This is a genomic window from Streptomyces sp. NPDC024698, assembly GCF_055559015.1.
Map to the genome: position 1 here is coordinate 1 of NZ_JBVHLK010000009.1, position 20,495 is coordinate 20,495.

The following is a 20,495-nucleotide window of genomic DNA, read 5'->3' on the forward strand; positions in this document are numbered from 1 at the left end:
ACCCATCCACCGAACCCGCACCCGATGGAACATCACCCCACTACACTCAAAATCAGGCCCCTGACCAGCAGGAATAGCAAAACGCTGCTGGAGTATTAGGCTGCGACCCTAGCAGTCAATCTCGACAAGGGATCCGTTCCGCCCGGATGTGCACGGAACCTCGCCATGGCTACTACTGCCGGGCTGGGCGGAGCACCCGGCGCACGGCGCCACGCAGCCACTGGTGGGCCCCGTCGGCGGTGTGGCGCGGGTGCCAGGCCATGCCGATCGTCAATGGTGGCAACGGCAGCGGGATTTCCAGCAGGCGCAGTCCCAGCGCGTGTGCCGCGTCGCTGAGTGGTGATGGGGGCTCGCCCGGCAGCGCGGTCGGCACCATGCAGACCATGTCACCGACCGCGGCCAGAGTCATCGCTGCCAGATGTCCGGGCAGGACGGCACTCACCTGTCGGCTGAGCCCTCGCTCGGCCAAGGCCGCGTCCAGCGGGCCGGTGAAGCGTCCCCGGCGGCTGACCACCACGTGCTCGGCCGCGGCCAGCCGGGCAGCCGTCAAGGTTCCTTCGGCGAGCGGGTGCCCGGCCCTGACGGCGGCCGCCATCCGCAGCGTGACCAGCTCTTCGACCCGGGTCTCCGGGTCGACGTGGTCGATGGCTCCGATCTCCAGATCGATCCGGCCCTCGCGCAGTGCGGGGCCCGCCTCCCACTCCTCGGCCAGCACCCGCAGCGAGACACCCGGTGCCCGGCGCCGGGCCAGCCCGAGCAGTCCCGGCGCCAGTGCCGCGCCGACCAGGTCCGCGGCCTGGACGGTGAAGGTGCGCTTCAGCGCCGCGGGGTCGATCCCGCCGCTCGGGGTGAGCAAGGCCTCCAGCCGGCGCACCACCGCGGCGGCCTCGTCCCGCAGTTCCTCGGCGCGGGGTGTGGGCACCATCGCCTGTCCGGCCCGCACCAGCAGCGGATCCTGGAGCACTCGGCGCAGCCGGGCCAGAGTGCGGCTCATCGCCGCGGGGGAGGTCCGCAGCCGCGCGGCGGCACGGGTGACGCTCTGCTCGCTCAGCAGGGCGTCGAGGGCGACGGCAAGGTTGGCGTCGAGATTCGGGACTGGGCTGCTCACCGGCATTATTCCGTTTCGGGCAATGATTGGATGCTGAAGTTCCCATTGTGGCAATGCGGTTGGCGTCCGCACGATGAAGGGGCCGCACAGATCCGACACAGACACCGAGGTTTTCATGATCGTCATTACCGCACCCACCGGGAACATCGGCCGGCGGCTGCTGTCCCTGCTGGTCGAGGCCGCACCCGCACACGGAGAGGAACTGCGCGTCGTGGTCCGCGATCCTGCCCGGCTTCCCGAGGCCGTACGTGAGCGGGTCGAGGTGGTCACGGGCTCGCACGGCGACGCCGCGACCGTCGAGCGCGCCTTCACCGGGGCCGACGCCGTCTTCTGGCTGGTGCCGCCGGATGCCTCGGTCACGCCCGACGAGGCGTACAGCGGCTTCACCCGCCCGGCCGTGCGGGCGTTCGCCGCTCATGGCGTCGGCCATGTCGTCGGCGTCTCGGCGCTCGGCCGCGGCACCCCGCACGCCGCCCGGGCCGGGCTGGTCACCGCCTCCCTGGCCATGGACGATCTGATCGCCGACTCCGGCGTGGCCTACCGGGCCCTGGCCAACCCATCGTTCTTCGAGAACCTGCTGGAGGAGGCCGACTCGATCCGCGACGACGGCGTCTTCACCGACACGGTCGCTGCGGACCGTCCGGCCCCGCTGGTGGCCGTCGCCGACATCGCCGCGACGGCGGCCGGCCTGCTGCTGGACCGCTCCTGGAGCGGCGTCGACAGCGTTCCGGTACTCGGCCCACAGGACCTGTCGCCCGACGACCTGGCCCGCATCATGACCCAGGAGCTGGGCCGTCCGGTCCGCTACCGGCGCCAGCCGCTCGAGGAGCTGCGGTCCACCCTGCTCGGCTACGGCCTCAGCGAGGCGTTCGTCGAGGGCATGGTCGACATGAAGCGCGCCAAGGACCAGGGCCTGGACTCCGGCATCGACCGCTCGCCGCAGGCGAGCCCGGCCACCGGATTCGCGCAGTGGTGTGCGCAGACGCTCAAGCCCGCCGTTCTCGCCACACCGGAGGCAGCCGATGTCCGTTGACCGAACCGAGCCGCCGGTCACCGCGTTCATGCTGGTGAAGACCACGCCCGAGTGGCTGGCTATGACCGTGGCCGAACGCGTCCAGGCCTTCACCACCCAGGTCGTCCCGGTGATCGAGGCCCGCACCCGCGGTGTCCGCTCCCGCTTCTACGACACGGAGTTCTACTCGGCGCGGGTCACCGACGTCTGGGTCTGGGAGGCGGACGACCACGCCGCCTACCGGCTGCTGATCGACGCGCTGCGCGAAACCCCCTTCTGGGACCGCTACTTCGACGTCGTCGACCTGCTCGTGGGTACCGAGAACGGCTACGCCCACACCTACGGCCTGGACCCGGTGACCACCATCGCCACCTGACGCTCCTACACAAGTCCAGGGTCAGGCAGCGTGAGCAGGGGGCCGTTTCCCGCGGGAAGCGGCCCCCTTCGTCCGAGGCGGCGCTGGTCAGGTGAGGTTCAGCGGAGTGATGCCGGTACCCGCGTGCGGCTCGGATTCCAGCGACACGCCCGTGAGCGGCTCTGCCGCCTTCACCGCGTGCCAGGCGATCGCAGCGGCGCGGGCGACCGGCCAGTCCACGTTCTCAGTTTCTGCGGCGCCGTGCGACGACGGACACGGTGCCGCCCGTCATCAGGGCGACCGCGGCCGCCGCGGCCGCGTACCAGGGCAGCGCGCCGGTGCCCGTGTCGGCCATCGAGCCCTGCCCCGTACCGCCCGAAGCCGAGGTGCCGGAGCCGGCCGAGGCGGAGCCGGAGGTGCCGCCGGATCCGGAGCCGCTCCCAGAGGAGGAACCGGAGCCGGAGGAGGAGCCTGAGCCGTGGCCCTGGGAGCCCCCGGCGGTGACCGTGATCGCCGCGGTGTTGTCCTTGGTGTTGCTGTCCTGGTTCGGCAGCGTCACCTTGATGGAACCGGGTGCGAGGTCGGCCGGCTTGTCGATGCGGAGGTCGAACACGAACGGCGTGAGCTGTCCGGCGTCGAAGTACGAGTCGTCCGGGTCCTGGTAACAGGTGTAATGCCTGCCGCCAGGCTTGCCCCAGTGCCTGTCGTTGTCCGAGGGGTTCTGGTCGTCGTCCGAGCTGCAGAGGTGCGGGACCTTCACCGCCGTCGTGCCGGGTGGGATCGTCACGTGGGCCTCGGAGGAGGGGCCGTCCATGGGGCCTTCGCCGCGGTCGTACTGCTCGATGGAGGCGGGCCCGTTGTTCCGGACGCCCAGCTTCGCCTCGACCACCTGGCCGGCCGTGCCGTGGACGGTGGTCCCCAGCGCTTCGAGGTCGAAGGGGTTGTTCGTGTAGACCCAGCCGGTCCCGTAGTTCAGCTTGAACGGCTGGGGGCCGTCGGCCCGGGGAGTGACTTCCAACGCCCGCCCGGTGCCACGGTGGACGTCGGTCAGATTCAGGTTCTTGTAGTCGTATCCGTCGGTCGTGCCGTACACGGCCACGGACCACCATTCGACCCTCGCGGTGCTGCCGACCTTCGCCGAGAAGTCGTCGAGGTCGTAGGAGCCACCCGCTGTGACCGGGGTCTCGACGTAGCAGCGAGCCCCAACGCCGGCGCCGGCGTGCCCTATGCGGCCGTACTCGCAGTTGCTGAACTCCTTGCCGAACGACAGCCCCTGGCCGACGCGCATGGCGATGTAGACGCCGTTCAAGGGCCGGGAACTGAAGTTCGTGAAGCCGAGTTCGGGACGCACTGTCTCGCCGGTCTTCAGGCTGATGCCGCTGAGGGTGCTCCGGTCGAGGAGCGGGCCCATGTCCGGCACCTCCGCCTTGAGCGTCGTCCCGCCGAGCGTTGTGTCACCGGCTTCGGCGGAGATCCGGACGTCGCCCGTGAAACCGGGACGCGCGGTCGAGAGGGCCTGGAATCGCAGGGTAAGGCCATGCATGACGTCGCCTGGCTGAAGTGGTTTGCCGTAGTTCAGCTTCTCGCCGTCGCACACGTACAGGAACTGCTGCTTCTCGACGCAGTCGGCAGGGGGCTCCAGGCTCATCTGGCCTTTGACGGCCGTGGCGTCGACTGTCACCGTGAAGTCCGTCAACTGCTGCGACCCGGTGTTGCGAGCGTGCAGGTAGGCGATGGCGGTGTGACCTTGATACGGCTCCACCTGTAGCGGGTTGCCACCCTCGGAGACCGTGAACTCCAGTGTCTGCGCGGTCTCCGCGGCCTGGCCGAGGGAGGGCGTGCCCAGGGCCAGCAGGCCCGTCGCGAAGGCGGTGGCACTGGCCCGGAGGGCCTTACGGGGCAGAGGTCTCGGCACGGGTGCTCCTTCGGCGGACTTACATTGAGGCGGACCGGTAATCCGATCGCCCACTCAGATCGCCGAGCGCGGGCAAAGGTTGTATGAACTCGATGTGTCACGCGGTGCGTGCCCCGCCCTTCCTCTGCCTCAGGCAAATCACCGCGAAAGCGGAGCAAAGCGAATCGCTGTCAGGACAACAGCTGTAGCTGAGGCGACATCGTGGTGAACGACGGCCACCGTGCGGCCAGAGCGTGCTGCCGCTGAGCCGGCCGAGCTGATCGAGGCCGTTCAGATCGCCGGCTCCGGAAGACTCCCGAGGTGCGCGACGACGCGCTCGCGCAGCAGCAGGTACTCCTCCCAGCGGCGCAGCGGCCCCGGCGGGCGTTCCACGACACAGGCCGCGATGACGCGTTGGCCCCGCTGGAACTGCTCACGCGTCAGGTCGAGTTCCACGCCGGTGGACAGCCGGTTCCACCAGTGGAAGCCGCGCTGGTTCCCGTCGAGGTGCACCTCTCCGCGCATAAGGTCGCCACCGAAGACGTCATGGACGATCAGGGCAGTGATGTCGCAATGCCCCCAAGCCGGATTGCCCGACTGCCACTCGGGCTGATCGTCGGGCGAGCAGGTATCGGCGGCCCAGCTCGCTCGCAAGGCACGGTCCAGGTCGAGCAGGTTCCACGGGATCATGCTGCCAGCATCCCAGCCTCCACCGACATCACAGCCGGTGGAGGGTCACCGAGCCCGGTCGTGGCAAACCAGCACGAACATCGTCCGCGTCGGAGCCCACCGAGCCCGGCAGTGCCGCCTGTTGGAGCTCTGAACCCGTACCGGGAATCAGGCCGCGACGAGTTCCCGCTCGCGGTCCGGCGTCTTGACCTTGGGCTTGTTGTTCGGCAGCGAGAGCCGGAAGACCTTGTGCCACGCGGAGAACACCTGCTTGGGCAGCGGCCCGGTGACGTACTCCAGCTCGTACTTCTCGAAGAGCGCGCGCACCTTCACCGCGACCTCGGCGTACCGGTTGCTCGGCAGGTCCGGGAAGAGATGGTGCTCGATCTGGTGCGACAGGTTGCCGGTCATGAAGTGCATGGCCTTGCTGCCGCTGATGTTCGCCGAGCCCATCATCTGGCGCAGGTACCACTGGCCGCGCGTCTCACCCCTGATCGACCGGCGCTCGAAGACCTGCACGCCCTCGGGGAAGTGCCCGCACATGATCACCGAGTGGGTCCAGATGTTGCGGACCAGGTTCGCGGTGAACGTGGCGGCGAGCGTGGGGAGGAACGAGGGGCCCGACAGCAGCGGGTGGATCACGTAGTCCTTGAGCACCTGCTTGCGGATCTTGCGGCCCACGGCCCTGGCCCGCTCGCGGAACTCCGGGCTCTTGCGGCGGCGCTTGTGCAGGTTCTTGCCGAGCTCCAGGTCGTACGCCGCGATGCCGTACTCGAAGAAGCAGGCGTTGAGGAAGTTCCACAGTGGCTGGCCGAGGTGGAAGGGGTGCCACTTCTGGTCCTCGTCGACGCGCATGATGCCGTAGCCGAGGTCGTTGTCCTTGCCGATCACGTTGGTGTACGTGTGGTGCAGCTCGTTGTGCGAGTGCTTCCACTGCTCGGACGGCGAGACGTGATCCCACTCCCAGGTGGTGGAGTGGATCTTCGGGTCCCGCATCCAGTCCCACTGGCCGTGCAGGATGTTGTGGCCGATCTCCATGTTGTCCATGATCTTGGCCACGGACAGACCGGCGGTCCCGAGCACCCACGCAGGCGGGAAGAGCGAGAACAGCAGCACTCCCCTGCTGACCAGTTCGAGCTTGCGCTGCGCCGAGATGACCTTGCGGATGTAGGCGGCGTCCTTCTCGCCGCGGGCGGCGATCACCTCGTCGCGGATCGCGTCCAGTTCGCGGCCGAGCTCCTCGATCTGCTCCGCGGTCAGGTGGGCGGTGGGGTCGATGGCGGTCAAGGTGCTCCTACCGTTCGATGTCGCAGGGGCCCGCCGCGGCGGACACGCAGGTCTGGATGAGGACGCCCGGCTCGGCCTCGGTGATCTCGCCGGTGCGCAGGTCGCGGACGGCGCCCGCCTTGAGCGGGGTGACGCAGCCGAAGCAGATGCCCATGCGGCACCCGGAGGGCATGAGGACGCCGGCCGCCTCGCCGATGTCCAGCAACGGCGTGGCGCCGTCCGCGTCGACGCTCTTGCCGGTGACGCTGAACGTGACCTCGCCGCCGTCGCCGGCCACGACCATGCCGGGGCGGAAGCGTTCGGTGTGCAGGCGCTCGGGTACGCCGTGCTCGCTCCAGTGCTTCTCGGCGGCGTCGAGCAGGCCCGCGGGCCCGCAGGCCCAGGTCTCGCGCTCGGTCCAGTCGGGCACGAGTTCGCCGAGACGGGTGATGTCGAGCATGCCGTCGGTGTCGGTGTGCACCTCGGTGAGCCGCAGCTTCTTGTCCGCGGCCAGGCCGTGGAGTTCGTCGCGGAAGATGACGTCCTGCGGCCGCGGCGCACAGTGGACCATGACGACGTCATCCAGCTCGCTGTCGCGCAGCATGCCCATCACGGGCGTGATGCCGCTGCCGGCCGTCAGGTAGAGCACCTTGGCGGGCCTGGCCTGCGGCAGTACGAAGTCACCGGTCGGATGGTCGAGCTGGACCAGCGTGCCCGGTCTCGCCCCGCGGACCAGGTGGTTGCTGACCTTGCCGTCCGGGATCGCCTTCACGGTGATCGTGACGCGGCCGTCGTGACGGTTCGTCGGCGAGGTGATGGAGTAGGCACGCCACAGGCGCACGCCGTCGACGTCGACCCCGATCCGCACGTACTGACCGGCTGTGTGGCCGCGCCAGCCCCGTCCCGGCCTGATCACGATGGTCGCGGCGTCACCCGTCTCGGGGTGCACGGCCTCGATGCGCCCCCGCAGGTCGGCGCCCGCGCGCAGCGGGCTGACCAGGTCGAGGTAGTCCGACGGCAGCAGCGGCGTCGTGACCATCTCCAGCAGCTTCCACGCCCTGCTGCGGAGGGCTGTACTCGTCATGGCCCCAGCTTGCTGCGTCTCAGGGCGTAAAGTCCTGACCGTAGGACGTGAATCTGATCGACGGAATTGTTCGCAGGGAATAAGAACGTGAGCCATGTAACCCGGAGGGCCAGCGAGCTGGCCCTGGACGAGACGACGGTCACCGTACTTCGGGCCGCGCTGAAGACCACCGCCGACGAGGTCGTCCAGGCGATCATCGACGAGGTCCCTTCCTACGCCAACGCCCTTTCGGGCAGCATGGGCGGCACCATCCGCCGAGCCGTCCGCACCGCCCTCGGGCACTACCTGGACCTCGCGAGCGGGGAGGCGGCAGGCGGCGACGGGGGTGACGCGGCCTACGAGCTGGGCCGCGGCGAGGTGCGCGACGGCCGTTCGATGGACGCCCTGCTCAGCGCCTACCGTGTCGGCGCCCGCGTCGCCTGGCGATGCCTGGCGGCGGGTGCCGTACCTGCGGGTCTGCCCGCCGCCGAGGTCGCCAAGTTCGCCGAGCTGACCTTCGCCTACATCGACGAGCTCTCCGCCGCGAGCGCCGCGGGCCACGCCGACGAACTGGCCGCCCGGGGCAGGGATCACGAGCGGCACCTGGAACACCTGGCCCGCGACCTCCTCGCCGGCGCGAGCCCGGACGTGCTGCTGACCTCTGTCCAACGGGCCGGGTGGCAGCCTCCGGTTTCACTGACCGCGGTCCTGCTGCCCGCCGCCCAGGCCCGGCCCGCCTACCGCGCGCTCGACCCGAGCACCCTCGTCCTCGACGATCTGCCGGACGCCACCGGTGTGCTGCTCGTCCCCGATGCCGACCGGTCACATCTCCTGCGGCAGCTGACCGGCCGCACCGCCGTGGTAGGCCCGGCCCGGCCATGGACCCGTGCGTCCGCCTCGTACGCACGAGCCGTACGCGCGCGCTCCCTCTCCTCCGATATTCGCGACACCGAGGACCACCTGCCCGAGCTGGTGCTGAGCGCCGACGTGGACGCGTTCGCGGACCTGCGTGCCCGGGCCCTCGCACCGCTGCGGGCCTTGCCCGTCACGACCGCACGGCGGCTGGAGGAGACATTGCGGGAGTGGCTGCTGCACCAGGGCAGGCGGGACGAGGTGGCGGCGGCGTTGTTCGTCCATCCCCAGACGGTCCGGTACCGGATGACGCAGCTGCGCGAGCTGTTTCCGGATCTCGCATCGCCGCACCGGGTCCTCGAACTGACACTGGCGGTCGGTCTTCGCGGCAGCTGACGCGCAGGTCGACCTTCCAGTCCACGACTGCGTCCGCCGATATTGGCGCTGTACGTGCAGACCGGTGGGCCCGCGAGGTATGCGCTGGTCAGGGTTTCCACGTGCGGAGGTGGGACGCGATCCGGTCGGTGCTGCCAACGCGGCTGGACGACTCATGTCAAGCCGCGTTCACCGTCCCGCGGAAGCCACCACCTCGCCGGCCATGACCTGGGGAGGGTTGGGGAGCAGTGCCGCAAGGTTGTCCCGCACGAAATCCGCGGCCCTCGAGATCGATTCCTCGGCACCGGCCTGGTCCTGGAAGACGCTCGTCGAGACCATCACTCCATCCCCGGCATCGATCCAGTAGTAGGCCACGAAGCCGGAGACCTGGCGCATGAGTGCCACGAACCCCTCGTTCACGAGACGTGCCGCCTCGGCCGAATCGGTCACCCCTTCGTACCGCCGGACTGCTGCGTACATCGCCAAGCTCCTCACGGCGTTCCGGGTTCGTGCTCCGTCGAGACGTCGTACCCCTGCGACGGCTGCCTGGCTCATCAGGCGGCCGGCAGTCACCTGAACGGTCGCCTTGGATGATCCGAACGGCGGCCACCGGCCCCCACACACGGCCCTGCGCATGTCTGCCACGAGACGGCGTCGACGTGGAGTGGGCCAGCCTCGCGCGGTGACTGCCCGCAGTCCGGAAGTTCCGCATTCTGCGGTACGCCCACGACTCGCGGGGAAGGCCTCCCGGATCGTGTGCGTCGGACCTGGTCTCTCGACCACATCCGGGGCATCGGTGGCAGGCGCCGTCATGTCGCGTCGACGTGACGCTCAGGCCGTGTCGCGCTTCACGGCCGACGGCGAGGGGGGTTGTTCGTCGCGGCTCTCCGAGGTGAAGGCGTCGCGGCGAGCGAGGGTCACCGACAGGGGCAGACCAAGCCGCTCGGCCGCGTGTCGCCGGACACGCACCTGCGCTCGGCTCCGAGGCCGGAAGGAGGGGAGCCGCGAGCATCCGCAGCCAGGGCGGTGATCGTAGGTCAGCCCCTCCGCGAGCACGGTCGCAACGACGGACCATGCCTTCGTGTCGCGTCGCCGGGGCGCGGCGAAGTCGTAGCCGGCGAAGACGAGCTGTTCACGGCAGCCAGGACAGATACGCTTCCGGATCGGCCACGCGCTGCCCTTGAAGGCGAGCCGGCACGCGACGCACACGTAGTGCCGGAAGGCGCCGTTGAACGCGTGATAGCACATGGTCCGACAGGGTACGCATCGTCCGCGAGCGAACCAGACCCGTACGACGAACGCGCCGACGACGTCGTACGCGAACCCATCGGCACCGCCCCGCCGGAACTCCCGCACCGACCGCACGAGGCGAACCGACAGCCACGAACGCCATGCCCTGTCCGGCTGCCAAGCGCCAAGGTCGGCTGCTCCGGCTCAACGTCGGCCGGCCGCGCGCAGGCGCCTGCCGCGTCTCCCCGTCGCGACCTTGAGGGGGATCAGCACCATCCACCACCACTTCGCGCTCGTCGGGGACACGAAGGCAAGCGGCACCGCGATGGCGAAGACCACCACCGTCGACGCCAGATCGACCACATCGTTGCGGGCGACGGAGTCGGGCAGCGCCTCGCTGCTGAGCCACGGGCGTTTCCACAACACGACCGCCAGCGCGAGTTGAGAGGCTCCCACGGCCGCGACGGCGCCGGAGTAGGCGGCCACCGACTGCGGCCGATCCCCGTACCCGGCCAGCAGGGTGGTGGGGAACGGCATCAGGGCGACCAGCCCCAGGCTCAGCAGCCCGAGCCGGATGACCGTCCCGTCCACTTCCCGCGTGAGGCGGAACATCTCGTGGTGACCCCGCCAGAACGCCGCGATGACCAGAAAGCTGATGGCGTAAGCGAACAGATTGGGCGTCACATCCCCCAGCGCGAGCTCGAACCCGGCGGGGTCCAGCCCCGCAGGCAGCGTGATGTCCAGGGTCAGCAGCGTCATCGCGATCGCGAAAACACCGTCCGACAGCGCCAGGAGCCGCGCCGCGCTCCCCTCGTCGTCCCTCGCTCGCTGATGGCGGTCCACAACTCCCCACCCTAGGAGCAAGCATCCGGAAAAACCCAGATTGCCCCTCTTCTCCCTCGCGGCGCGGGAAGCCGTTCCGGCGCTCCCAGGGGTCCGTTCGAAGTACCGTCGGGAGCGGCGGCCCGGTCGGCGGCAAGACCTGCTCCTACGTTCGATCTCATGACGAACGCGTACACAGACCATGCGCAGACGCTCACCCGACGGGGCGCGCTCGCCGGGCTCGCGGCAGGGGCGGGCACCGTCGCGCTGTCCGCGGCGTCAGCCGCACCGGCGAGCTCGGCACCGGTGTCCACGACAGCGCGCGACGCCCATCGTCCGGCCCCGGCTCCCGCAGGCGACGCGTCGCCGACGCCCGGTGCCATGCAGCTGTTCGCGGACCCGGGGCTCAACTTCAACGCGCTGCTCGCGCTCGGGGGTGCCGGGTTCGGCGCGGCCGAGGTCGGGGAGGTGCTGACCGCCGTCAACGCCATCAACGCCGCCGGGCCGAGCGAGCAGACCTATACCGCGGAGTTCCGCCGCTGGGGCGACCGGCTGACGGCCACCGCCTCGCCCCACGAGCAGACACACCGCGCTCACTCGCTGCGCGCCGCCCAGTACTACGGGCAGGCGCTGTTCTTCGTGCTCGGCTCGAAGACCCCGGGCGACGAGAAGAAGGCCTATCTGGCGGGGCGCCGGTCCTGGGACACCTTCGCTCGGCTGTGCACGCCGGCGGCGATCACCGACCAGGTCCCGTACCAGGGCCGGACCTCGATTCCTGTCTGGTTCTTCCGCCCCGACGACTCGGGCAGGCCCCGGCCGACCGTCATCCTCACGAACGGGAGCGACGGCCCGAACGTCGACATGTGGACCTACGGGGTCTCCGCCGCGCTCGCCCGCGGCTGGAACGCGCTCGTCTACGACGGCCCGGGCCAGGGCCAGTTGCTCTTCGTCGACCAACTCGTCTTCAGCCCACGCTGGGAGCAGGTGGTCTCGCCGCTCGTGGACTGGCTGGAACGCCGCAGGGACGTCGACGCCCGCCGGATCGCGCTGACCGGCCTGTCCATGGGCGGTGACCTCGCACCACGCGCCGCGGCCTTCGAGCACCGGATCGCGGCTCTGGCCGCGCTGCCGGGCTGCCTCTCCCCGTGGCTGGGCTTCCCGGCGGAGCTCCGGGACATCGTGACGCCGGACAAGGCCGAGACCAATCGGATCTGGAACGAGGAGATCGCCCCCGGGCTGACGCCGTCCGAGCAGTTCGTCCTCAAGAAGCGCATCGAGCCCTTCTCGATCCCGGCGATGCTCGCCGCCCGGCAGGGCCGTCTCTTCACCGACTTCTGGACACCGGCCCAGCGGATCATGGCACTCGACATCACCCGGATCGTGGGCCGCATCAAGTGCCCCACCCTGGTCCTCGACTACGACGACGAGACCTTCTACCCGGGCCAACCGCACGCGTTCTTCGAACTGCTGCGTACCCGCAAGGAGTTCCGCCTGATGCGGGCGGCCACCGGCGCCCAACTGCACTGCTCGCCGATGGCGCCGCAACAGCACTGCGAGGTGGTCTTCGACTGGCTGGAGGACACCCTGGGCCGGGGCCACCGCGGCTAGCCGATCGAGTCAGGCCTCCCCCCGGAACGACCGCTGTGCAGGGTCAGCGATCGCATCGCGGGCCGCGCGGGGGCCTGACACCAACTATGCACCAACTGCCCGCTTCGGTCGGCCCATAGAGCGCTTCCGCACGGCGGCGCGCTTCGCCGCCAGGTGACGGACACTCAACGATGACCGGCCCGCCGGTCAGTCGGTGCCTTCGATGATGCGGAAGTCGCGCTCGACGCCGTCGGGGAGGGCCACCAGCGCCTTCTGGTATGCCTCGCTCTCGTATGCCGCGACGGCCCGTTCAAAGCTGTCGAACTCGATCAGAACGACGCGTTGCGTGATTCCGGCCTCGTGGGCGACGACTCGACCGCCACGGGACAGGAGGCGCCCGCCCCCAGCCTGGACAGCCGGACGGGCCAGCTTGTCGTAGGCGGTCAGCCTCTCAGGATCGGAAATGGCGGGGTAGACACTGACCCAGTAGCCCTTAGCCATGGAAACCTCCGGTGTTGGACCGGACACGTCCGACTTCGCATGGACACATCGATCGATCGATCCCGGCGACGGGTACTGCGGTCAGTTGAATCGTCATACGCGCAGATTAGAGCTGGATGCGCGATCGAGGGAAAGACCGATACGGGATAGTCTCAGAACGGATCGTTATCAATCCGCAGGGAGGGCCCGTGGCGCCGGATACGGTGAGCCTGCGGTACTTCCTGGTGCTGGCGCAGGAGTTGAACTTCACCCGCGCCGCCGCACGGATCGGTATCGCACAGCCCGCACTCAGCGCCCGGATACGCCGATTGGAAGCGGAACTCGGTACGGCCCTGCTGGTCCGCAACACGCGTAGCGTCGTATTGACCACGGCCGGTGCGGCTTTGGCGGAGTCCGCGCCGCCCGCGCTGGCGGCGCTGGACCGGGCGTGGGACACCGCCCGGAGCGCGGCCGCCGGTGAACTGGGCACGCTGCGCATCGGATACAGCCTCAGCGCCGGGGCCGAGACGGCACCGGCCCTGGTGGACCGGCTGATTCGCGACAACAGCGGACTTGAGGTCGGCGCGGTCCCGATGGCGACACCGGAGATCTCCCCCGCGGTCGCCGACGGCCGCATAGATGCCGGGATCACCCGCGGTGAACAACCGGGCCGTGACGTGCGCCGGTTCCTGCTGCGGCGTGCTCGCATCGGGGTCCAGCTGGCGCAGGCCCATCCGCTGGCCGAACACCGGGAGATCGAGATCGCCGACGCGGCCGCGTATCCGCTGCGACTCCCGGACCGTGCGGCCAACCCCGTGATCCACGATCAGCTGTCCGCACTGTTCCGAGACACCCGACCACACCCCCGATTCCACACGCCCGCAGTCTCTTTCGACATGTCTCAGGGCGACCTGCGCGACGGGGTCACCCTCGCCCCGGCCGGAGAAGCCGCGGCCACGGCACAACCGGCCGGTCTCACCTGGCGACCGCTGCGAGGTGCGCCCAGCCTGACGATCCACCTGGTCCTCCCCCGCGAGCAGTCGCCACTACACCGCCGCATCCGTGCCGTCGCCAAATCCCTGGCGCACGAGCTGCATTGGCTGCCGGACTGACGCGCAAGAGGTCAAGTGGGACGGACACCTGCGGTGGCGAGGCCGAAGACCTTGCGCCCGGCGGACTTCCAGGATGCTCAGGCGCCAGATGTTCGGGCGGGCAGGCGTCCAACTTCTCCGCGAGCGCGTCCTCCTGGCATACCGGAGGGTCACCGCGTCAAGGGCGACGAGCCAGAGTCCTCGGCGCGGACAAGACCAAGGGGGTCAGACGTCGGCGCATTCGTCGATGACGGCGCAGGCGAGGCGAATGCCGCCCAGGTAGGTGGAGACGCCGTCATCGCCGTGCGTGTGGGGCGCGTCCTGGAACCACCGCCGCCACAGGCCGCCCTCCTGGAGGAAGGGACCGGCCCGGTCGCTGTGCAGGACGGAGTCGGTGTACGCCAGGGCGCCCATGGCCGTCGGCTGGTCGTAGGCGAGATCGGGCCGACGCAGATAGCGATCCAGGTAAGCGGCGAGCAGGTCCGCGTCCCGAGCGGTGCCGAAACTCGCCAACGCCACGCAGTAGGCCCCACCCGCGCAGCAGACCTCGCTCTCCAGCAGCAGTGCTCCAAGACGCGCCCGGAAGTGGTCACGGCGCGAGACGGCGGCGAACCACGCCGCGGTGCGCCGCTCGCGCCAACTGCCCTCGAAGAGGACGGTGAGCTCGGCGTCGGTGACAGCCGCCGCATCACGCGCCAGAGCATGAACGAACGGCTCGTACTCCTCGCGCGACATGCGAAGTACCGCTCCGCCAAGCTTCAGGTAGCGGCGCTCCGGAAGGCAATAGCGGCGGTACAGAGCCTGTATCTCGGGGTCGTGGCGGATCACCACCCCATCCTCTCGCGACGAGCCCGCAGCTGAGGGCGTGGGGCGGAATTCGCCCGCAGTGTCCCCGAGACGGGTGGGACGCGTCCGAAGCCCCAGGGTCGGGTGACTAGGGTCTCGACAGCACGCAGCGTCACTGCTCCACAGAAGACGAGCCGGAGCCCGATCCTGGGCAGCAGCCGTCGCTTCAGGTGCATGACCACTCGTTTCCCCGGCGTCGACGTCCCGCCCGCGCCCAGGGGCCGTTACGTCACGCTGAAGGGCCGCGGCATCACCGAGACCGGTGCGCAGGTCGGCCGGAGATCGCGGCCCCGGGCTCCGCTGAACCGGACCTCGTTTCCCTGCTTGCCATGAGCGATCACCCCGCCGTACATTCCCTGCACCCGGCTTGTCCGGCCGCTTCGTATATCCCCTTTGAGCACCTGAGGAGCGCCCGGTATGACGGGTGTAATGGCGGTCGCAGGCGGCACCGCATCCGGCAAGTCCACCCTTGCCGAAGCCCTGTCGCTGGAGTACCCCGAGAGCGTGGCACTGGTCCACCTGGACGACTACTACGTGCCCGCCCACGACCCCCTGAGGGGTGCGTGGACGGTCAGCGCCGACGGGCACCCCGTCCTCGACTGGAACCATCCGGAGTCGATCGACGAGACAGCGGTGACGCACGCCATCGACGCGGCGCTGCTGCGCCCCGGCGTGCTGCTGGTGGTGGTCGAGGGCCTGTTCGCGCTGTCACTGCCGTCCGTGGTCCGACGGGCCGCGTGGCGGGTGTACGTCGACACCCCCGACGACATACGCCTGGCCCGCAAGATCCTCCGGAAGATCGAGATGCAGCGCCAGGACCCCCGACTGTCCCTGCGCAACTATCTACAGACCGGCAGGGACCGCCACACAGCCCACGTCGCGCCCTCCCGGGCAGCGGCCGATCTGGTCGTGGACGGGACCGCGAGCGAGGCGGAGATGCTGGCGGTCGTCATGCCGCTGATCGGGCCGACCCTCGCGCCACCGACCGTGGCGCCCTCGCGGGCACGAGGGGTCTTCGGTGTCACCCGTACCCCCTGGGTCCCGGCGTTGCCCCTGGCAAGACTTCCGTGAAGCCGGGATACGCCACCATGATCCTGTGACGCTCCGTGATGATATTCGCCGCGCTGGGAACGACGCGACGACCCGCACGAGGCCTTCCTCGGCCCCGCGGCCTGCCCCATCGCCGACCGATACGTTCCACGGCTTTGCTACGACCTCTTGGAGCGTGATCCCGGTGGTCGACCGGCACTACGCGGACGATCGGGCTGCGAGGATGGCGTCATGGAGCAGACGGTGAGCCGGAGGGAAGCCTCGGACGCGGTGAGCGACCTGGGATGGCGCTACCTGCTGGGCACGCTACGAACATCGGTCCCGGTCCGGTCACTGGCCGAGGGAGCCGAGATGGCCGCCGGCGCGGTGGCCGCGTGCGGCGACTCCGCAGATCAGCACCTTCGCGCTGATCTGCGACCCGGGCGGGTGGTACTCACGCTTCAGTCGCTGGGCCATGCCGCAGTGACCACTCACGACATCGCTCTGGCGCAACGGATCTCCGGTGTCGTGCGGGAGGCCGGGTCGCGGACGCAGCCCGAGATCAACGCGGAAGCACCACGGTCGGTCCAACTCCTGGAGATCGCGATCGACACCCTCGACGCTGTGGCGATCCGGCCGTTCTGGAAGGCGGTGCTGGGGTACGCCGACGAGGCGGGAGCCGACGGTCCCACGGATCCGCTGATCGACCCGGTCGGAGAAGGCCCGGCCATCTGGTTCCAGCAGATGGACCAGGCACGCCCGGAACGCAACCGCATCCACCTCGACATCTGCGTCCCCCACGACGAGGCACCCCGCCGCATCGACGCCGCGTTGGCCGCCGACGGCCGACTGGTGTCCGCCACCCGAGCACCAGCGTTCTGGGTACTGGCCGACGCCGACGGCAACGAAGCCTGCATCACCACCTGGCAAGGCAGAGACGAACAAAACCCGCTCTGAACACTCCGGCCACAGCCATACGTCGCTGTCGGCCGACCTGGGCGGTCAACGAAAACGCGGGCAGCCGGCCGAAAAAAGCGGAGCCGGACCGGCCAGAGCCGGACCGGCCAGAGCCGGACCGGCCAGGCACCGTACGACGGAAGAACCCCCTACGACACCAGGGCCCAGACCACGTCCCGCGGCCCGGACCCCGTCCCGTTCTCGCCCTACGACGGCGGTGCGTCAGCTCCGCGCGGTGTCGTCGCCCGCCTGCTCGGCGTCCTCAGGCGCGCCCACCTTCTCGCGCATCTTGCGCACCAGCTCCGCCTTCTGGTCGGCCGCACTCTGGCGGTCGAAGTTGCGGTGCGGACCGTGGTTCTGCCGTTCGGCGCGGGACAGCCTCTTGCGCTGGCCACCGCCCATGCCCACGGGGTTGTTGATGTTCTTGCTCACGGTCACGGGTTCTCCCGGTAATGATGTGAAGTGATCTACGGATTCATCGGTGAGGGTCATGCGGGCGACGTCGAAAGGCGTCAGCAGGGGCCATCACGCTCTCACTCGTAAATCGGCGCCTGGAAGAACATGACGACGACGTTACCCGGTTCCTTCGGCCCCCCACACCAACCTGTTCGCTGCCCCGGCGTCGGACGGGCTCTGGCGTGCGCCCGGTTCAGCCCTTTCCTTCCGGCAATCTCGGCACCGCCGGTGCCCCCTGGTGGTAGTCGCCCGCCACGGGCAGGCCCGGATGGGCGCTACCGGGCCGCCACGCCAGGCACCTGCAACGCGTCAGGAGTTCTGGACGGCACCTACGAACCGCTCGACCTCGCTGCGCAGATCTGGCGAGAGGTCCGAGAGGTCACTGACGATGAAGGTCAGTTGCCTTGCTAGGTCCGGATACGTACTCCAGACAGCCGAGGACCTGGTCAGAACTGCGCACAGCAGGTCCCCCTCGTACATGTCACCTTCTGCCAGCGAGCTGTCTCGAAGCACCTCCACCGCGAGCGGAAGAAGCACCGCCAGCCCGATGTCCTGCCGGATCAGCAGACGCAGGTCTTCAACGGTCAGAGTCCCGACCGGCCTGCTCCGCAGGGCATGCGCCGTCGCGATGAGACGGGTGGCGTCAGGGGCGGGCGCCGGCCAGCGATCACGTTCAAGCTCCTCAAGGGACCGACGACGGTCGATGGAGACAGTCACCAGACGATTCTCTCGTGGCCGCGAGATCTGACACACGCGGCCCCAGAGGTCACTTCACCCAAAATGCACCGCTGTCGACTGACTCGTGTCTCGCAAGGCCGGCCCGTGTTGGTCGGTCGGACGGTGCCACCCTCGGTCCACCCGGTGTCAGCCGTGATGGGGGACGCAGGGGTCCGGGCGGCCGTGGTGGGAGTGCCGGTCGACTCTGGTGGGGTCGGTTGCCGTGTGGCGAGTGGGGTCGCCGCCTCCGGTGACGAGGGCGACATTGGTGACTCGCGGGCGGGCGTTGCAGGAGACGTCGACCTTCAAGGTGATGGCCGGTAGCTGTGCCCCGCGGGCAGGACGTCGCTACGGGTGCAGGTGAGGGTCGTCCGGATGCAGCGCCACCCCCGGCCTTCGATCCTTTCGGCCCTGAGCCCCACAGGGAGGAGGTCATGGACGGTGACCTTCGTGCCGTCGATCGGGCCGGCCGCGGTGATGGTGGCCGTGGTGATGGTGTAGACGCCGTCCCCGCCCTGGGTGAAGGTGTCGCGGTGCCGCTTGGCAATGGCCAGGGAAGGGCGGGCAGGCGGGACGACCGTGAAGGTGAGGCCGGTGTCGCCGGCGGTGTCGGTCGCATCGAGCGTGCCGGTCGTCTCGGTCGCGTCGGGCGTGTTGGCATCCGCGCCTTCGGGTCTGGACAGGTCGGTTGTTGTGAAGGCACCGGCCACCGGAGCACTTCGGTGGCCGGCCCCGGTGATGTCGGCATGTTGAGCCGTCGCGGTCCACGCCGTGGCCAAGGCGATCGCCAGGACCCCCAGACCTGACGTCATGACCATCCCCGTCCCGCGGCGCGGTCGATCCATCCCGCCCTGGTTTCCCGTGTCGCGGCCCGCTCCAGACCGCCCTCTGTCATGCCCGAACCATCGTCACCGTGTGCGAACGGTCCGCGGGGGTGCCTGTCTGCGCCGAGCACCGGCCGTCGATGCGGCGCCACGGACTCGCGCGTGGCCACAGTGTCGTCCCGCGAGCCGGACGTGGGGCCTTGCGGGGCCAAGCGGTGTCACTCGACTCGGGGAGGCAGGCTGTCCTTCGCGGGGCGTCTCCCGTCATTCCGGTCGGCCGTGGGTGCCCGCCTCGAGGGTGGCGCGAAGGCCGGCCAGGGTTGCGCCGATGCGGGCCAGGTCGTCGGGGGGAACCGTCGCGGTCAGTGAGGTGAGCTCGCTCTCGACGATGGGGCGGGAAGCGGACAACCGCTCCTGACCCTCGGATGTGAGGCGCAGGACGGACGAGCGGCGGTCCTGGGGGTGTGCGACCCGCAGGCACCAGCCCGCGGCCACCAATCGGTCGACCGCCTTGCTGACCGCCCCCACGGTGATCGCCAGTTCGCCGACGATGTCCAGAACACGGCACCCGGGCACGCGGTCGATGATCTCCAGGAACTCGAACTGTCCCAGCCCCAGCCCTTGTTCGGCGCGCAGCCGGGCGCTCACCGCGTTGTAGAGCCGGGTCTCGACGCGGACCAGGTCGATGAAGATCGGGGTGATGTGGCTCACATTGGCCTTTCAGTAGATTCCAGGGAATCATCTTCCTTGGAATCCGGTTGAGGCGGGCAGGTGGATTCCCAGGAATCCATCCTCGCACCCCGACCCATGGAGGCCCCACATGTCCCGACAGCAGCGCGACGCCCTGGACGCCCTACTCCGTTCCGCCCCTCGCAGCGAGGAGCCGCCCACTCCCGAGGAGCAGCGCAGCGGTTTCGCGGCGGCCCTCACCCGCCCTGCGCCGGAGGACGTGGTCACCCGCAGGACCGTCCTGGGCGGGCGGCCTGCCTTGGAACTGGAGCCCGCCGGAGCCTCCGGCCGCGGCCGGCTGCTCTACCTGCACGGCGGGGGCTACGTCGTCGGCTCACCGGACACCCACGCGGGGCTGGTCGGTGAACTGGCCCGCCGCGCCGGGCTGCGCGCGACGTCGGTGGACTACCGACTGGCACCCGAGCACCAGTTCCCCGCCGCCCTCGACGACGGGCTCGCGGCCTACCGCGAGCTGCTGGAGTCGGGCACCGACCCACGGGACCTCGTCCTGGCCGGTGACTCCGCCGGAGGCGGCCTGAGCATCGCCACGCTGCTCGCCGCCCGGGAGGCCGGGCTGCCTCAACCGGCCGCCGTCGCCCTCTTCTCCCCCTGGGTCGACCTCACCCTGGCCGGGGAAAGCATCCGTTCCAAGGAGAGCGCTGATCCCATTTTCGACGCGGCCGACGTGCGCGCCTGCGCCGATCTCTACGTCGGTGCGGGCGACCGTGCGCAGTCCGGGGCCAGCCCGGTGTTCGCCGACCTCAGCGGACTGCCGCCGCTCCTCGTGCAGGTCGGGGCGAACGAGGTGCTCCTCGACGACGCAGTCCGACTGGCCGGCCGCGCGGGCGCCGACGACGTCGAGGTCACGCTCGAAGTCGGCCCCGGCCTCCCCCACGTCTTCCAGCACCACTACGGCCGCCTCGACGAGGCGGACGCCGCACTCGACCGCGCCGCCCTCTTCCTCACCGCCCACCTGAACGCCGCCCGCCCCGGCACCCACCACTTCGAACCGGCCCACTGACACCGACCCGACAGCCTCCCCGTGATGTCGGCGACGGTCACAAGAGCACCGCCGCCGACTTCGCGGGTTCAGCTTCAGCAGCTTCCCGACTCCTCCCCATACGGCCGGCGCA

General features: G+C 69.8%; 24 protein-coding genes. 8 read left to right on the forward strand and 16 right to left on the reverse strand.

What is annotated here, in order from left to right; genetic code table 11:
• Window positions 1-172: 172 nt before the first annotated feature.
• The gene (locus ACZ4AA_RS21345) at window positions 173-1,114 is read right to left on the reverse strand and encodes a LysR family transcriptional regulator (RefSeq protein WP_467604402.1); all 942 of its coding nucleotides are present in this window, start codon (window positions 1,112-1,114) and stop codon (window positions 173-175) included.
• A gap of 109 nt (window positions 1,115-1,223) precedes the next feature.
• Here ACZ4AA_RS21345 and ACZ4AA_RS21350 point away from each other — a divergent pair, with 109 nt between their 5' ends.
• Both ACZ4AA_RS21350 and ACZ4AA_RS21355 read left to right on the forward strand, forming a co-directional pair.
• Complete coding sequence (locus ACZ4AA_RS21350; RefSeq protein ID WP_467604407.1) at window positions 1,224-2,141, forward strand: NAD(P)H-binding protein; 918 nt, start codon at window positions 1,224-1,226, stop codon at window positions 2,139-2,141.
• Window positions 2,131-2,496, forward strand: a complete 366-nt coding sequence (locus ACZ4AA_RS21355) for a darcynin family protein (protein WP_467604411.1) — start codon at window positions 2,131-2,133, stop codon at window positions 2,494-2,496. Before ACZ4AA_RS21350 ends, ACZ4AA_RS21355 begins: the two co-directional genes overlap by 11 nt.
• Before the next feature lie 87 nt (window positions 2,497-2,583).
• Here ACZ4AA_RS21355 and ACZ4AA_RS21360 read toward each other — a convergent pair whose 3' ends face one another.
• The 5 genes from ACZ4AA_RS21360 to ACZ4AA_RS21380 all read right to left on the reverse strand — a co-directional run bounded on the left by ACZ4AA_RS21360 (window position 2,584) and on the right by ACZ4AA_RS21380 (window position 7,388).
• Window positions 2,584-2,715, reverse strand: a complete 132-nt coding sequence (locus ACZ4AA_RS21360; RefSeq protein ID WP_467604415.1) for a hypothetical protein — start codon at window positions 2,713-2,715, stop codon at window positions 2,584-2,586.
• Between the two features lie 4 nt (window positions 2,716-2,719).
• The gene (locus ACZ4AA_RS21365) at window positions 2,720-4,390 is read right to left on the reverse strand and encodes a hypothetical protein (protein WP_467604420.1); all 1,671 of its coding nucleotides are present in this window, start codon (window positions 4,388-4,390) and stop codon (window positions 2,720-2,722) included.
• A 270-nt stretch (window positions 4,391-4,660) separates the two neighbouring features.
• Window positions 4,661-5,059 (reverse strand): YunG family protein, encoded by a 399-nt coding sequence (locus tag ACZ4AA_RS21370; protein WP_467604424.1) that lies wholly within the window; start codon window positions 5,057-5,059, stop codon window positions 4,661-4,663.
• A 147-nt stretch (window positions 5,060-5,206) separates the two neighbouring features.
• Entirely contained in the window at window positions 5,207-6,325 is a 1,119-nt protein-coding gene (locus tag ACZ4AA_RS21375) for a fatty acid desaturase family protein (RefSeq protein WP_467604427.1), read from the reverse strand.
• Window positions 6,326-6,332: 7 nt separating this feature from the next.
• Window positions 6,333-7,388, reverse strand: a complete 1,056-nt coding sequence (locus ACZ4AA_RS21380) for a ferredoxin reductase (RefSeq protein ID WP_467604432.1) — start codon at window positions 7,386-7,388, stop codon at window positions 6,333-6,335.
• An 87-nt stretch (window positions 7,389-7,475) separates the two neighbouring features.
• Between ACZ4AA_RS21380 and ACZ4AA_RS21385 the strand changes: the two genes are divergently transcribed.
• Complete coding sequence (locus ACZ4AA_RS21385; RefSeq protein ID WP_467604436.1) at window positions 7,476-8,615, forward strand: PucR family transcriptional regulator; 1,140 nt, start codon at window positions 7,476-7,478, stop codon at window positions 8,613-8,615.
• Between the two features lie 168 nt (window positions 8,616-8,783).
• Here ACZ4AA_RS21385 and ACZ4AA_RS21390 read toward each other — a convergent pair whose 3' ends face one another.
• The 3 genes from ACZ4AA_RS21390 to ACZ4AA_RS21400 all read right to left on the reverse strand — a co-directional run bounded on the left by ACZ4AA_RS21390 (window position 8,784) and on the right by ACZ4AA_RS21400 (window position 10,667).
• Entirely contained in the window at window positions 8,784-9,074 is a 291-nt protein-coding gene (locus ACZ4AA_RS21390) for a hypothetical protein (RefSeq protein WP_467604439.1), read from the reverse strand.
• A 351-nt stretch (window positions 9,075-9,425) separates the two neighbouring features.
• Window positions 9,426-9,842 (reverse strand): hypothetical protein, encoded by a 417-nt coding sequence (locus tag ACZ4AA_RS21395; protein WP_467604443.1) that lies wholly within the window; start codon window positions 9,840-9,842, stop codon window positions 9,426-9,428.
• Between the two features lie 186 nt (window positions 9,843-10,028).
• Complete coding sequence (locus ACZ4AA_RS21400; RefSeq protein ID WP_467604446.1) at window positions 10,029-10,667, reverse strand: TMEM175 family protein; 639 nt, start codon at window positions 10,665-10,667, stop codon at window positions 10,029-10,031.
• A 159-nt stretch (window positions 10,668-10,826) separates the two neighbouring features.
• Here ACZ4AA_RS21400 and ACZ4AA_RS21405 point away from each other — a divergent pair, with 159 nt between their 5' ends.
• Window positions 10,827-12,254 (forward strand): alpha/beta hydrolase family protein, encoded by a 1,428-nt coding sequence (locus tag ACZ4AA_RS21405; protein WP_467604448.1) that lies wholly within the window; start codon window positions 10,827-10,829, stop codon window positions 12,252-12,254.
• A gap of 186 nt (window positions 12,255-12,440) precedes the next feature.
• Here the strand turns inward: ACZ4AA_RS21405 and ACZ4AA_RS21410 are convergent, their stop codons facing one another.
• Window positions 12,441-12,734: a DUF1330 domain-containing protein gene (locus ACZ4AA_RS21410; protein WP_467604453.1), complete on the reverse strand. Its 294-nt coding sequence runs from the start codon at window positions 12,732-12,734 to the stop codon at window positions 12,441-12,443.
• A 188-nt stretch (window positions 12,735-12,922) separates the two neighbouring features.
• On the opposite strand from ACZ4AA_RS21410, the gene ACZ4AA_RS21415 reads away from it, so the two are divergent.
• Window positions 12,923-13,825 carry a LysR family transcriptional regulator gene (locus ACZ4AA_RS21415; protein ID WP_467604457.1) on the forward strand — a complete coding sequence of 301 codons (903 nt, stop codon included), beginning with the start codon at window positions 12,923-12,925 and terminating at the stop codon, window positions 13,823-13,825.
• A gap of 204 nt (window positions 13,826-14,029) precedes the next feature.
• Here ACZ4AA_RS21415 and ACZ4AA_RS21420 read toward each other — a convergent pair whose 3' ends face one another.
• Window positions 14,030-14,632, reverse strand: coding sequence for a DUF6000 family protein (locus ACZ4AA_RS21420; RefSeq protein WP_467604461.1), 603 nt, complete (start codon window positions 14,630-14,632; stop codon window positions 14,030-14,032).
• A gap of 435 nt (window positions 14,633-15,067) precedes the next feature.
• Here ACZ4AA_RS21420 and ACZ4AA_RS21425 point away from each other — a divergent pair, with 435 nt between their 5' ends.
• On the forward strand, window positions 15,068-15,721 hold the full coding sequence (locus tag ACZ4AA_RS21425) for a uridine kinase family protein (protein WP_467604467.1): 654 nt from the start codon (window positions 15,068-15,070) through the stop codon (window positions 15,719-15,721).
• Between the two features lie 309 nt (window positions 15,722-16,030).
• On the opposite strand, the gene ACZ4AA_RS21430 is transcribed toward ACZ4AA_RS21425, so the two are convergent.
• Window positions 16,031-16,156: a hypothetical protein gene (locus tag ACZ4AA_RS21430; RefSeq protein ID WP_467604473.1), complete on the reverse strand. Its 126-nt coding sequence runs from the start codon at window positions 16,154-16,156 to the stop codon at window positions 16,031-16,033.
• Window positions 16,157-16,162: 6 nt separating this feature from the next.
• Between ACZ4AA_RS21430 and ACZ4AA_RS21435 the strand changes: the two genes are divergently transcribed.
• Window positions 16,163-16,636: a VOC family protein gene (locus ACZ4AA_RS21435; protein ID WP_467604477.1), complete on the forward strand. Its 474-nt coding sequence runs from the start codon at window positions 16,163-16,165 to the stop codon at window positions 16,634-16,636.
• A 222-nt stretch (window positions 16,637-16,858) separates the two neighbouring features.
• Here ACZ4AA_RS21435 and ACZ4AA_RS21440 read toward each other — a convergent pair whose 3' ends face one another.
• The 4 genes from ACZ4AA_RS21440 to ACZ4AA_RS21455 all read right to left on the reverse strand — a co-directional run bounded on the left by ACZ4AA_RS21440 (window position 16,859) and on the right by ACZ4AA_RS21455 (window position 19,344).
• Window positions 16,859-17,074 (reverse strand): DUF6243 family protein, encoded by a 216-nt coding sequence (locus ACZ4AA_RS21440; protein WP_467604481.1) that lies wholly within the window; start codon window positions 17,072-17,074, stop codon window positions 16,859-16,861.
• Window positions 17,075-17,401: 327 nt separating this feature from the next.
• Window positions 17,402-17,809 (reverse strand): contact-dependent growth inhibition system immunity protein, encoded by a 408-nt coding sequence (locus ACZ4AA_RS21445; protein ID WP_467604484.1) that lies wholly within the window; start codon window positions 17,807-17,809, stop codon window positions 17,402-17,404.
• A 305-nt stretch (window positions 17,810-18,114) separates the two neighbouring features.
• A complete protein-coding gene (locus ACZ4AA_RS21450; RefSeq protein WP_467604488.1) occupies window positions 18,115-18,519 on the reverse strand; it encodes a hypothetical protein in 405 nt (134 codons plus the stop codon).
• A gap of 378 nt (window positions 18,520-18,897) precedes the next feature.
• Entirely contained in the window at window positions 18,898-19,344 is a 447-nt protein-coding gene (locus ACZ4AA_RS21455) for a MarR family winged helix-turn-helix transcriptional regulator (RefSeq protein WP_467604492.1), read from the reverse strand.
• 109 nt (window positions 19,345-19,453) lie between these two features.
• On the opposite strand from ACZ4AA_RS21455, the gene ACZ4AA_RS21460 reads away from it, so the two are divergent.
• On the forward strand, window positions 19,454-20,383 hold the full coding sequence (locus tag ACZ4AA_RS21460; protein WP_467604495.1) for an alpha/beta hydrolase: 930 nt from the start codon (window positions 19,454-19,456) through the stop codon (window positions 20,381-20,383).
• Window positions 20,384-20,495 lie beyond the last annotated feature (112 nt).